This window comes from Pyxidicoccus sp. M15 (assembly GCF_056858435.1).
The window spans coordinates 6,368,591-6,380,555 of the sequence record NZ_CM166495.1 but is presented as its reverse complement, the minus strand read 5'-3'; the positions used below and the strand labels follow the sequence as shown (position 1 = coordinate 6,380,555).

Sequence of the window (11,965 nt, the reverse complement as noted above, 5' to 3'; positions counted from 1 at the left end):
CGCGCGCCATGGTGGAGGAAGCCGGGGCGGAGGGCAATGCCCGGGCGATGGCTCCTTGCCGCCAGCCGCCGCTCCAGGTCGTGACGCGGAAGAGGTATGAACAACACCATGCCCCTTGCACACCCGGAGTTCGCCGACTCTCCGCTCGCCGGAATGGACTTCTCGTGGCTCGCGGTGGATGCCGACGGGCATGTGGCCTGGCTGGTGACGTTTGGCTCGGCCGTGGTGCCCCGCTGGGTGGAGGAGCGAAGCGGGGACTTCGCGAGCGCTGAAGACGCGCTGGCGGGCCTGCCTGAAACGGGAGGGTGCACCGCCAGCGAGACCTCGGCCTCCGTGGAGCAGTGGCTCGCCGCGGCGCGGCGTGGCGTCTTCGCTTTCGACTGGCGCGTCTATAGCGGGCCCTACAGGCTGCTCGCCGCTCCCACGCAACCGCTCCGGGTCGACGACCTGCCTGATGAGCTCGCGCGCCTTGCAAGGCGGACCCGCTTCGCCGGACTCTGCTTCCGGGAACGGCAGGGGCTGGAGCTCCAGGATGTGCTCGCGTGCGAGCGCGAAGCTGTAGCCTCCGCTGACTGACCGGCTTGCAGGCCCGCGGGCTCATCGCCACGGCACAGGAAGGCGCGCCACGTTCATGCCAGAGACCGGGGACACAGCGGGCGGAGGCCCACGGACAGACGAAGCCACGGGGGCGCGTTCCTGGTGGCGCTGGCCCCGCTCGCTGTACCTGGCCATGGGGCTCGGGGTGCTGGTGTCGTTGCCCTCGCTGAACGTGGGGCTCCTGCTCGATGACCTGCTCCACCGCATCATCCTCGCCGGGCAGCTCCGCGAGTATGGCGACTGGGGACCGCTGAGCCTCTACGAGTTCGTGGGCACGGCGAAGACCTCGCCGGCGGCGCTCCGGGAGTCCGGCCTGCTGCCGTGGTGGACGTCCGACGTGCTGACGGTGCGGTTCTTCCGGCCGCTGACCAGTGCGCTGCTCGCCCTGGACGCCTGGCTCTTCGGTGACGCTCCCCTCCCCGCGCACCTGCACAGCCTCCTGTGGTTCCTGGGGATGGTGGCGGTGGTGGGCTGGCTGCACCGACGCCTGCTGCCCCCGCCGCTGGCCGCGGTGGCGACGGTCAGCTACGCCGTGGCCGCGGCGCACCTGATGCCGTTGGCATGGCTCGCGGCGCGGCATCCGCTCGTGTCCGGAGTGCCGGGCGTGCTGGCCCTGGCGTTCCACCTGCGCGCCCGGGAGGACGGCTGGCGGCCGGGGCGCATCCTGGCCCCGCTGCTGCTCGTGGTGGCGCTGCTCGCGGGAGAGCCGGCGTTCGGCGTGGTGGCGCTGCTCGGCGCCTATGAAGTGTTCGGCCGTCGCGAGGGCTGGCGCCGCGCGGCCGTGGCCCTGGCGCCATTTGCCGTCGTGGTGGCGGTGTACCTCACCTTCTACGCGGCCCGGGGCTACGGCGCGCGAGGCAGCGCCGCGTACCTCACGCCAGCGGGAGCGCCGGGGGCCTTCCTGTGGACCGTGGGCCAGCGCGTGCTCGTCCTCCTGGGCGAGCTGGTCGCGGCCACGCCCTCCGACGCCGTCGCATCCGTGCCGCCCCTGCAGCCCGTCTTCGCTGTCTGGGGGGCGGTCGTCACGCTTGGAGCCCTGCTGTTGCTCCGAGCCCTGCGCACACGCCTGTCGGAGCTGGAGCGGAGCACGCTGCGCTGGCTGCTGCCTGGCGGGCTGCTCTCGGTCATTCCCGGGGCGGTGGGCGTCGTCGGTGGCCGGGTGCTGGTGATTCCCCTGCTGGCGGGCAGCGCGCTGGTGGCCGCGCTGCTCGTCCAGGGCTGGGAGGCCGCGCGAGAGCCGGGACGCACGGGGCTGTCGCGCCTGGGGCTGCGGGTGGTGGTCGTTGTCCTCGGGCTCGGGCACTTCCTCACGGGACCGCTGTTCCGGGTGGTCATGGGCGTGGTGCTCGGCCAGATTGCCGAGGCCCAGTGGAGCATCGCTCGCGCGGCTCCACCGTGTGCCGGCACCCTCGTCCTGGTGGCCGCGGCGGACCCCACCATCGCCAGCTATGCCCCCGCGGCCATGATTCTCCTGGGCCGGTCGCCCCGGCACTTCCAGTTGCTCAGCTCGGCGCCCCATGACCACGAAGTGGAGCGAACGTCCGACAGCAGCATCGACCTCGTGGTGCGCACGGACGCGCGGAAGGTCGGGTTCTGGGAGCAGGTGCACCGGGACGTGTCGCCAGCGCCCGGGACGGAGGTGCGCCTTCACGGGCTCCGCGTCACCGTGAAGGAGTCCGTCGAGGCCGGGCCGATGCGCGTGCACTTCGACTTCGACCGGCCCCTGGAGTCACCGGAGCTGTGCTTCATGCGCTGGCACGACGGGGCGCTGCGGCCGCTGGTGCTGCCACCGCCAGGGCATGCTGTGGCGGTGCCTCACGAGCTGGGGCCCTTGAGGCTCTGACGAACGTGTCGGGTCTCAGCGCTTCATGAAGGGGCTCGGCGCGGCACCGGGCTCCGGGAGGATAACCAGCGTCCGCATCCGCGCGGCGCGCACGTACTGCTCCAGATAGGCGGGCAGGACACCCTCGGCGAGGGCCCTGGCCACCTGCTCCTCTCGGACGCCACCGAGGTCCACCCTCCCGGTGGCGCGCACCACCCGCGCGATGTCCATGGCGGAGACCGTACGCGCCTGCAGCTCGAGCTCCTGGTTCAGCGTCGCCCGCACCCAGCCCTCGGTGTACCTCCGGGATGGCATGGGTACGCGGTCGTACTTGTGCTGGAAGAGCCTGCGGGGCCCGTTGGCGGGTTCCCTCAGACTCTCGGTGATGCCGTTGGCGAAGATCTCGAGCGAGCTCAGCAGCGAGGAAGCGCGGCCTCGCGCCAGGCTCTCCGGCATCCCCGGCCGCACGACCAGGGAGCAGTGGAGCAGCGTCACCCCATCCAGCTCTTGGTACGTGACGGTCGCGGTCCCGCGAAGGAAGAGCGAGTCCTGCTCAAGGCTCATGTCCAGCCACCGCTTCAGAACCTCGCGCGCCACCAGTGCCTCGGCGTACCTCCCCGAGTAGCGGCCCGGCACCGTCAGCAGGAAGTGGAGCTGCGGCCCCCTCACGGCCCCGTGCATCACCACCAGCAGCGCTTTCTCGGGAGGGTCTTCGGGGGCCGGAGGCGGAGTGCGCTGGACGGGGGAAGCGGGGGCCCCGGTGCCCACGCCCATGAGGCCGGCGAGGGCCCTGGCCATTCCCGACCTGGCCTCCTCCAGCGGGAGCGGACCGGACACCACCAGCACCGCATGGGCCGGGGTGTAGTTCGCCTTCACGAAGGCACGAACGTCTTCCAGCGTGAGACGGTCCAACGACTCGGGAGTCCCCTGCACGGGGCGGCCGTAGACATGGCCCGCCAGCAGCTTCTCGTGCAGCCACCTGCGCGAAGGCCCCTTGTCCATCGCCTCCTGGCTCACCCACAGCTCGTCGAGCTGCTGGGCGCGCACCTGGCGGAAGTCCTCCTCGGTGACGTGCGCCAGCGGGTCGGCCATTCGCTGGGCCTCCAGCGCCGCCGCCCGGGCGAAGCGTTCCGGTGACAGGGAGCTCCACAGCTCCGTGTCGTCGTAGGTAATCGTGCTCCGCGGCGTCACGTCCGCGGCCATCAGCCGTTCCTCCAATGTCGGCGTGCCCGCGCCGCCGTGACGGGCCCTCGACGACAGGCGCGCGGCCAGCTCCGCCACGCCCTCCTTGCCCTCGGGCTCGTCCGTGGCGCCGGCGCGATAGGACACGTACATCGTCATCAGCTTCGCCCGCGAGTCCTCCCGCACCACCAGCCGCATCCCGCTGGGGAAGACGTCGTTGGACAGAGCCCTCGGCTTGGCAGCGGCACCGGGCCGCGGCGCCGTGGCGCAGCCCCACAGCAGCACCAGGACGAGCAGGCAGGGCATGGAAGCATGGCGGGAGGAAGCCATCACACGTGACGCCTCAGAGATCATTGTTGGAGCGGCACAGTGGCAGGGTCCGCCCACGCGGGGCAATGCCGGCCGGAGCGCTCGGACAGCAGCACCGGGACGTCTCGGCGGAAGAGCTCGTTCCAGACGAGGCCCGGGCTCAGGGCGCCTCCGGAGGCCGCCACATGAACCACTGCGGCGGCCCGCCGTCGAAGCATGGCTCGGTGCGCTGGGTGTCGAAGCCGAAGCCGCGATACCACTCCCGGTTGGACGCCTTCGCCGTCTCCAGGAAGCAGGGGTCACCCTTCTCGGCCGCCAGCTCCAGCCCGCGCTTCATCAACCGCACGCCGAGCCCACGTCCCTGCATGGAGGGCTCGACGGCGATGGCCGCGAGGTACCAGTGCGGAGGCGCATGCGGGTGGTAGCGCTCGAGCCGCGCGAGCGCCTGGAGCGCCAGCCGTGCGCGTCCCGGGAAGTGGCGGAGGCCCGCCCACACCGTCGGAAGGAATCCCGCCTGACGCCGGAGCGACTGGGGGAAGGCGCCCGGCCGCAGCCAGGCCGCGACGCCGGCCAGCCGCCCGTCCTCCACCAGGGCGTGGACGGTGCCGTGCTCCAGGCAGTCGCTGACGGTGGCGCTGTAGAAGCGGGAGGACACCTTCGCGCGCGTCTCCGAGTCGCCGGGGAACAGCTCCGCGAGGAAGGGGTAGTCGTCGAAGGCGCGGGCGCACATCGGGCCCACCTGGTCGAGCAGCTCCGGGCCCAGCTCCTGGAGAGTCACGGTCATGGCGATGCCGGACGGTAGCACGCCCACCATGCCCCTCCCTGGACAAGGCCTCGTGTCACCGAGGAAGCCGGTGGAGCTCTCACGCCGCACGGGGTATTGAGCCCCCACATGCCTCTGCGCCTCGTGAAACGGCTCGTGCGGGATTGGTTCCTGGTCGGGATGATTGTCGCCGTCGTACTGGCCGCCCTCTTCCCCGACTTCGGCCGCACCGGCGGGACGCTGCATGCGGACGTCGTTGCCAACGTCGGCATCTTCCTGGTGTTCCTCCTGTATGGGCTCGGGCTGCCGCTGGCGAACCTGAAGGCCGGCGCCATGAAGTGGCGGCTGCACCTCGTGGTGCAGGCGTTCACCTTCGGGGTGTTCCCCCTGCTCTGGCTGCTGCTCGACCTCGTCGCGGGCCGCTGGCTTCCTCCGGACCTGATGCTGGGCTTCCTGTACCTGTGCGCGGTGCCCTCGACCATCTCCTCCTCGGTCGCGATGACGGGCCTGGCCCGGGGCAACGTGGCGGCGGCCATCTTCAACGCGAGCCTGTCCAGCCTGCTCGGCGTCGTGCTCACGCCGCTGCTCGTCAGCCTGCTGGCGACGACGACGGGACAGTCGCTGTCGCTGGGGGATGCCATCCTCAAGCTGGCGGGGCTGCTCCTGCTGCCGCTGGTCATCGGCCAGCTGCTCCGGCCCGTGCTGGGAGGCTGGTTCGCGCGCTACCGGCGCTACACGAACATGTTCGACCGGGTGTTCATCCTGGTGCTGGTCTACGCCTCGTTCTGTGACTCGGTGAAGTCGGGGCTGTTCACCCACTACGGCGGCGGAATCCTGGCGGTGACGCTTGGCGGGGTGACGCTGCTCCTCGCACTCGTGCTGACGCTGAGCACCACGGTGACGCGGTGGCTCGGGTTCGAGAAGGAGGATGAGATTGCCGCGGTCTTCTGTGGCTCCAAGAAGACGCTGGCCTCCGGAGTCCCCATGGCCCGGCTCATCTTCGGTGCACACCCGGCCCTGGGGCTCATCGTCCTGCCGCTGATGTTCTACCACCAGCTCCAGCTGCTGGTGTGCTCGGTGCTGGCCGAGCGCTACGCGAGCCGGGACACACGGCCCACCTCCTGAGCGTCATGCGCGGCGAGGAGGCGTTCTGGCGTGCCGGCCCACCGGCACAGGAGCCCTCGCCTCAGGAGCCCTCGCCGTTGACGCAACCGCCGCAATCCGACGGGCAGCTGGCGGAATCCTCGCCGTCCTCCTGGCAGACGCCATCGCCGCACGCGGCCACGCGGCAGTCCACCGCGCAGGAGGCCGCGTCCTCGCCCTCGCCGCAGGAGCCATCACCGCACTGCTCCGCGGGCATGCGCACCGTCTGGTCGGGAATGCGCAGCATCCGGTTGGGGGTGTCCTTGGGGTTGGTTATCGCCCCGGGAACGGCCCGGTCGAGGATGGCCGCGTGCACCGTGGAGGGCAGGGCCGTGGGGTTGTTCTGCAGGTAGAGTGCCACGGCGCCCGTCACATGAGGGGCGGCCATCGAGGTGCCCGACATGATGACGGACTGGGTGTCATCGACGTGCGAGGCCGAGACGATGTCGGCGCCCGGAGCGAAGAGGTCCACGCACGGCCCCCGGTTGGAGTAGGCCACGCGGGAGTCTGTCTGCCACATGGCGGCCACCACCAGTGCCGCTGTCACGCGGCTCGGCGAGAAGGTGCAGGCATCCGCATTATCGTTGCCCGCTGAGACGACAAAGGTGACGCCCGCGTCCATGGCGCTCCGGATGGCATCATCCAGGGTCCGGCTGGGAGGACCACTCAGGCTGAGGTTGGCCACCGCGGGCTTCGTGTGGTGCCGCTTCACCCAGTTCACCCCGGCGACGATTCCCGACAAGGCGCCATTGCGGTCACAATCCGTGACGCGCACCGAGTACACGCGCGCCTCCTTGGCCACGCCGTACGAGGCGCCGGCCACCGTGGCCGCAACGTGCGTCCCGTGGCCATTGCAGTCGCGCGTCCCGTAGTCATCCGAGATGGCCGTGAAACCCTCGAAGGCGCGGCCACCGAAGTCCGTGTGGGTGGTGCGGATGCCCGAGTCGAACACGTACACGTTCACGCCCGCACCGGTCAGGTCATACGTATAGCTGCTGTCGAGCGGCAGGCTGAGCTGGTCCACCCGGTCCAGCCCCCAGGACGGTGGCTCACTCTGGGTGGCCGTCGCGCGCATCACTGAATCCTCCTCCACGTACTGGACCGCCGGATCCTCCGCCAGTCGTCTCGCCGTGGCCTCCGGCATCTTCGCCGCGAAGCCTCGCAGGGCATGCTCGTAGACGAAGTCCACCTCGCCGCCTTGCTGGGCCATCAAGGTGTGCGCTGCCGCCGCCACCTGCCCGGAGGCCGCCTCCTTCAGCACGACGATGTAGCGCCCGGGTATCGGGGCGGCACTGCGAAGGAACTTCGAGGCCGTCCGCGCCGGCGCGCAGGGCGCCTCCTGCTCCGTCGCATGACAGGACATGAGCGCCAGGCCCAGGGCGGCGAAGGCCGCTCGAAGCCACTTCCACGGGATGACACGCGTCATTGCAGCCCCTGGCGTTGCGGAGGTGGGACCAGTGTGCCCCACTTCCGGGCCAGCATGCTCCGCCGGAGTGGTCCATGGGTTGAAAAGACGAAGGGACAGGCCTGGTGGAGCCGCCCACCCGGATGGTTGCCTGAGGCAACCAATTCGTTGACAATGGCAACGAATCCGAAAGGAGCGCGGACATGGGCGAGGCCAGGCAGGAGCGGAACGTGGCGGCGGTGCGGCACTTCAACCGCTTCTACACGCAGAAGATTGGTGTCCTGCCCGAGGGACACCTGGAGAGTGACTTCTCCCTCACCGAGGTGCGGGTGCTGTACGAGCTGGCGAACCGGGAGCAGCCCACGGCGGCGGAGCTGAGCCGGGACCTGGGGTTGGACGCTGGCTATCTCAGCCGCGTGCTGCGCGCCTTCGGCACACGGGGGCTCGTGGCGCGGGAGCGCTCGGAGACCGACGGGCGACAGAGCCTCATGCGGCTGACCCGGCGCGGCCAGGACGCCTTCGCCCGGCTCAATGCGCGCTCGAGTGAGGAGATTGGAGCACTGCTGTCCCGGCTGTCTCCGGCCCGGCAGAAGCGCCTGCTGGAGGCGATGCGGACCATCGAGGAGCTGCTCGGAGGGAAGCCGGAGTCGGAGAAGGCGCCCTACCTCCTCCGGCAGCACCGGCCGGGTGACATGGGCTGGGTCATCCATCGTCACGGGGTGCTGTATTCCCAGGAGTACGGCTGGGACGAGCGCTTCGAGGCGCTGGTCGCGAGCATCGCCGCGAAGTTCATCCAGGAGCTCGAGCCCGCGCGGGAGCGGTGCTGGATTGCCGAGCGGGACGGGGAGAATGTCGGCTCGGTGTTCCTGGTGAAGGAGTCGAAGACGGTGGCGAAGCTGCGCCTGCTGCTCGTGGAGCCCTCCGCGCGGGGGCTCGGAATCGGAAAACGGCTGGTGGACGAGTGCGTGCGCTTCGCCCGCGAGGCCGGCTACCGCAAGGTGCGCCTGTGGACCAACGACACGCTCCACGCGGCCCGCCATCTCTATGAGCAGGCCGGCTTCGTCCTCGTGCACTCCGAGCCACATGACAGCTTCGGAGAGGGCCTCGTCGGCCAGACGTGGGAGCTGAAGCTGTAGCGCCAGTGCCCTCCCCGGCCGCCACCTTCCTTGCGCCACGCAACCAATTGCCAGGAGTTCGCCCGGGCCATGCTTTCCTCCCGGCACCTTTCTCACGGAGGCAGTCATGGGTGCATTGGACGGAAAGATCGCGGTCATCACGGGAGGTGGCACGGGCATCGGCTTCGCCATCGCGGAGCGGTTCGCCAGCGAGGGCGCGGAGGTCGTGATTGCCGGACGCCGCAAGGAGCGGCTGGACGCCGCCGCGGCGCAGCTGGGCCCCAAGGCCCGCAGCCTCCCCACGGACGTCGGAGATGACGCCCAGGTCCAGCGGCTCATCGACTCCGTGCCCCGTGTGGACCTGCTCGTCACCTGCGCCGGTGGCGCCGTCTTCGGCCCCGTGGAAGAGGTCCCCACCAAGGCCTGGCGCGACCTGTTCAACGACCGCTTCTTCGGACAGCTCTCCGCCTGCCACTACGCCGTCCCGAAGATGGCCCCGGGCAGCTCCATCCTCTTCTGCTCCGGTATCGCCGGCCATGCCGCCCTGCCGAACTACGCCGGCGGCGCCGGCCTGTGCGGCGCCGTCAATGCCATGGGCCGCTCCCTCGCCATCGAGCTGGCGCCCAGGGGCATCCGGGTCAACGTCCTCTCCCCCGGCCTGACGCGCGACACCGCCATCGACTGGCATGTCCCGCCCGAGCAGCTCGGCGCCTTCATGGACGGCCTCGTCAGCCGCATCCCCCTCAAGCGCCCCGGCACCGTGCGCGACATGGCCGATGCCGCCTTCTTCCTGGCGACGAACGCGTATGCCACCGGCATGGTGCTCGACCTCGATGGAGGCTGGACGGCCGTCTGACGCCGTCACGGGGCGGTGCCGCGCACCGACGGGGTAGGCCCTCCTCCCCCGTTCGAGCCGCACCGTCCCGTGTCCGTGGCACTTGACCCGACGGGGCGGGCCGGGGATGGAATGCCCGCATGGCCGAGCGACTCGTCTTCCCACCCATCGTCGAGGGACTCTTCGTCCGGGGGCTGACCGGGCGGGTCTCCCCGCTGCTCAAGGAGCAGCTCCGGATGGAGGGCCTGGACCTGGACCGGCCGCTGCTCCCCGCGTACCCGCTGGAGACGTGGATCCGCTGCGTGGCGCTGACGGCGAAGGCCATGCACCCGGAAGAGACCGAGGCGGTGGCGTGGCGGATGCTCGGCGAGCGGATGATTGACGGCTACCGCGACACGATGATGGGGCGCGCCCTGCTCGGGGTGATGAAGCTGCTGGGGCCCTGGCGGATGCTCTGGAAGGCCCAGCACGGCTTCCGCACGAGCAACAACTACACCGAGGTGCGCATCACCGAGCGTGGCCCGAACGAGGCCGAGGTGTGGCTCAACGAGCCGGGCGCGCTGCGGTACTTCAAGCAGGGCGTCATGCTGGCCATGGGCCGCGCCGCGGGCGCCCCCGAGACGACGGTGGAGGTGAGCCGGTTCGACGCCGACAGCGCCACCTACCGGGTGATGTGGAACGAGGCCGGCCGCTGACACGGCTTGCCGGGAACACCGTCCCTCTGCGAGCGTTGGGAATCGGACGGCGCAGCGGCCGTCCATGAGGGGGACGATATGCCGTCGAGCGAGCGCGCCAACCTGCCGCGCTGGAAGGGCCAGCCAGGGTTCTTCGAGATCTGGTTCCTGGTGGTGCTCGACCTGAACGGGGAGCGCGCCTGGTGGCTGCGCTACACCCTCTTCACCCCCGCCCCCGGCGCCCCGGGCGAGCCCCGCGCCACCGTGTGGGCCGCCGCCTTCGACAGCGCCTCTCCCACGCCCACGGTGGCGCTGAAGTCCCTCCACCCCATCTCCGAGTTCAGCGCCGGCACGCCGGAGCGCTTCGGCATCCGCATCGGCGACTCGGAGCTGGGGCCGGGCCGCGTCCATGGGCGGGTGGCCTCGGGCGGGCACGCCATCGACTGGGACCTGCGCTTCTCCCCGGAGACGTCCTCGGCGGTGCGCCGCGCGCCGCGAGGCACGGACCTGCTGCCGCTCACCACACACGTGGCGCACGCCTACGATGACGTCGCCTTCACCGGCACCGTCACGGTGGACGGCCGGCGGTACGACGTCCGGGGCGCGCCGGGTCTGCAGAAGCACCTGTGGGGCCACCGGCGCATCGAGGAGCTGACGTGGCTGTACGTCCCCGTCTTCAACGAGGACCCGAAGGCGTCCCTGGAGGCGCTCTCCGTGCTGCCGAAGCGCGGCGGCTTCCCTCCCCGCCTCACGCCCATCCACCTGCGCACCACGCGGCGCTCACACGCGTTCCACGAAGTGCCGGGCCTGTTCTTCACCCGCATGGAGGTGCCGCGCGCGGGCGAGCTGCGCTTCGAGGCGACGTCCGCCACGGCCTCCATGAAGGGCCGCGCGTGGTGCGACCCGAAGACGCTGGCGGGGTACGCATATCGCGACCCCGAAGGCTGGGACGTCCACGTGGCCCAGAGCGACGTGGCCACCTGCGAGGTGGAGCTGTTCACCCGCCCCCACCCCTTCGCCGCATGGCGTCCGGAGGGCCGGCTCACCTCGGCGGTGGGGGCGGTGGAGTTCCACGCACCCGAGCCGCTGGAGGGCGTGCGGTACCTCGGCTGGGATGACACCTCGCTCGACGAGCTGGCGCCCCGTGGCGCCGTGGAGGCGCTGTGAGGCTGCGCAAGGTGCCCGAGGCCCAGCCGGCGGTCATGCGGGCGCTGAATACGAATCGGACGCCGGGGAAGCTCGTCCCGCTGGAGCTGGCGCCCCGGCACGTCCATGCGCTCGGCCTCACGTACGCGGCGCACATCAACGAGACGGGCGGCGAGGCGGACGGCCCGGCCATCTTCACCAAGGACCCGGCATCGCTGCTGCACGAGGGCGACACGGTGAAGAGTCCCTCGCACGATGCGCTGATGATGGCGGTGGAGCGGCTGGACGCGCGGCTGGTGGCCTCGCTGGCGTCGCGGTCCTCCGCGCTGCCGCCGCTGATGGACTACGAGGTGGAGCTGGGCCTGCTGCTGCTGGAGGACGCGCGCGCCGCGGACCTGGAGCGGCCCGGCTTCGCGCCGCCCGTGGGGTACTTCCTCGCCAACGACGTGACGGCGCGCTCGGTGCAGGTGCTGGGCGAGGGCCGGCCGGACAAGATGGCCTTCTGGTGCGCGGCGAAGAGCTTCCCGGGGTTCCTCGTGCCAGGGCCGCTGCTCTGGATGCCGGACACGCCCCAGGCGGCGGCGTGCCTGGACGTGACGCTGTCCCTCACCGTGAATGGCGAGCCGCGCCAGCACGGCCGGACGATGGACCTCACCCTGTCGCCGCGCGAGATGCTGCACCAGGCGGCGCGGGCCACGGCCTCGGGCGTGCTGGAGAAGGGAGACGTCGTGCTCACCGGGACGCCGTCGGGCGTGGCCTTCACCGTGCCGCAGTGGAAGCGCAAGGTGGGCGCGTTGCTGCCGGCGGGCGCGAGGTTGTCCGCCGCGCTGCGGACCCATGCGCGCAACCCTCGCATGCTGAAGCCGGGCGACGTGGTGGAGATGGACGGCGGGGTGCTGGGCCGGCGCCGCTTCACCATCGGCTAGGCTGACGGGGCGCGGACGGTTTACGACGTCGGGGTCGGCATGCCCCGG

Annotated in this window: 11 protein-coding genes; 8 read left to right on the top strand and 3 right to left on the bottom strand. The window is 71.0% G+C overall.

All coding sequences use genetic code 11. The features are described from left to right. Positions 1-108 precede the first annotated feature (108 nt). Positions 109-576, top strand: a complete 468-nt coding sequence (locus ACX9TP_RS23940; protein WP_482982046.1) for a hypothetical protein — start codon at positions 109-111, stop codon at positions 574-576. Positions 577-631: 55 nt separating this feature from the next. Beyond that, entirely contained in the window at positions 632-2,440 is a 1,809-nt protein-coding gene (locus ACX9TP_RS23935; RefSeq protein WP_482982045.1) for a hypothetical protein, read from the top strand. Between the two features lie 15 nt (positions 2,441-2,455). On the opposite strand, the gene ACX9TP_RS23930 is transcribed toward ACX9TP_RS23935, so the two are convergent. Together ACX9TP_RS23930 and ACX9TP_RS23925 are read right to left on the bottom strand one after the other, a co-directional pair. Further along, positions 2,456-3,931, bottom strand: a complete 1,476-nt coding sequence (locus tag ACX9TP_RS23930) for a M16 family metallopeptidase (protein ID WP_482982044.1) — start codon at positions 3,929-3,931, stop codon at positions 2,456-2,458. A gap of 139 nt (positions 3,932-4,070) precedes the next feature. Next, positions 4,071-4,724 (bottom strand): GNAT family N-acetyltransferase, encoded by a 654-nt coding sequence (locus tag ACX9TP_RS23925; RefSeq protein WP_482982043.1) that lies wholly within the window; start codon positions 4,722-4,724, stop codon positions 4,071-4,073. 78 nt (positions 4,725-4,802) lie between these two features. Here ACX9TP_RS23925 and ACX9TP_RS23920 point away from each other — a divergent pair, with 78 nt between their 5' ends. Next, positions 4,803-5,798, top strand: coding sequence for a bile acid:sodium symporter family protein (locus ACX9TP_RS23920; protein ID WP_482982042.1), 996 nt, complete (start codon positions 4,803-4,805; stop codon positions 5,796-5,798). A gap of 61 nt (positions 5,799-5,859) precedes the next feature. Here ACX9TP_RS23920 and ACX9TP_RS23915 read toward each other — a convergent pair whose 3' ends face one another. Beyond that, positions 5,860-7,242: a S8 family peptidase gene (locus ACX9TP_RS23915; protein WP_482982041.1), complete on the bottom strand. Its 1,383-nt coding sequence runs from the start codon at positions 7,240-7,242 to the stop codon at positions 5,860-5,862. Between the two features lie 182 nt (positions 7,243-7,424). Here ACX9TP_RS23915 and ACX9TP_RS23910 point away from each other — a divergent pair, with 182 nt between their 5' ends. The 5 genes from ACX9TP_RS23910 to ACX9TP_RS23890 all read left to right on the top strand — a co-directional run bounded on the left by ACX9TP_RS23910 (position 7,425) and on the right by ACX9TP_RS23890 (position 11,917). Beyond that, the gene (locus ACX9TP_RS23910; protein ID WP_482982040.1) at positions 7,425-8,357 is read left to right on the top strand and encodes a bifunctional helix-turn-helix transcriptional regulator/GNAT family N-acetyltransferase; all 933 of its coding nucleotides are present in this window, start codon (positions 7,425-7,427) and stop codon (positions 8,355-8,357) included. 106 nt (positions 8,358-8,463) lie between these two features. Further along, a complete protein-coding gene (locus ACX9TP_RS23905) occupies positions 8,464-9,192 on the top strand; it encodes an SDR family NAD(P)-dependent oxidoreductase (protein ID WP_482982039.1) in 729 nt (242 codons plus the stop codon). Between the two features lie 119 nt (positions 9,193-9,311). Beyond that, positions 9,312-9,866, top strand: a complete 555-nt coding sequence (locus ACX9TP_RS23900; protein ID WP_482982038.1) for a DUF2378 family protein — start codon at positions 9,312-9,314, stop codon at positions 9,864-9,866. Between the two features lie 78 nt (positions 9,867-9,944). Next, positions 9,945-11,012, top strand: a complete 1,068-nt coding sequence (locus ACX9TP_RS23895) for a hypothetical protein (protein WP_482982037.1) — start codon at positions 9,945-9,947, stop codon at positions 11,010-11,012. After that, entirely contained in the window at positions 11,009-11,917 is a 909-nt protein-coding gene (locus tag ACX9TP_RS23890; protein ID WP_482982036.1) for a fumarylacetoacetate hydrolase family protein, read from the top strand. The genes ACX9TP_RS23895 and ACX9TP_RS23890 overlap by 4 nt, the downstream gene beginning before the upstream one ends. The last annotated feature ends 48 nt before the right edge of the window (positions 11,918-11,965 follow it).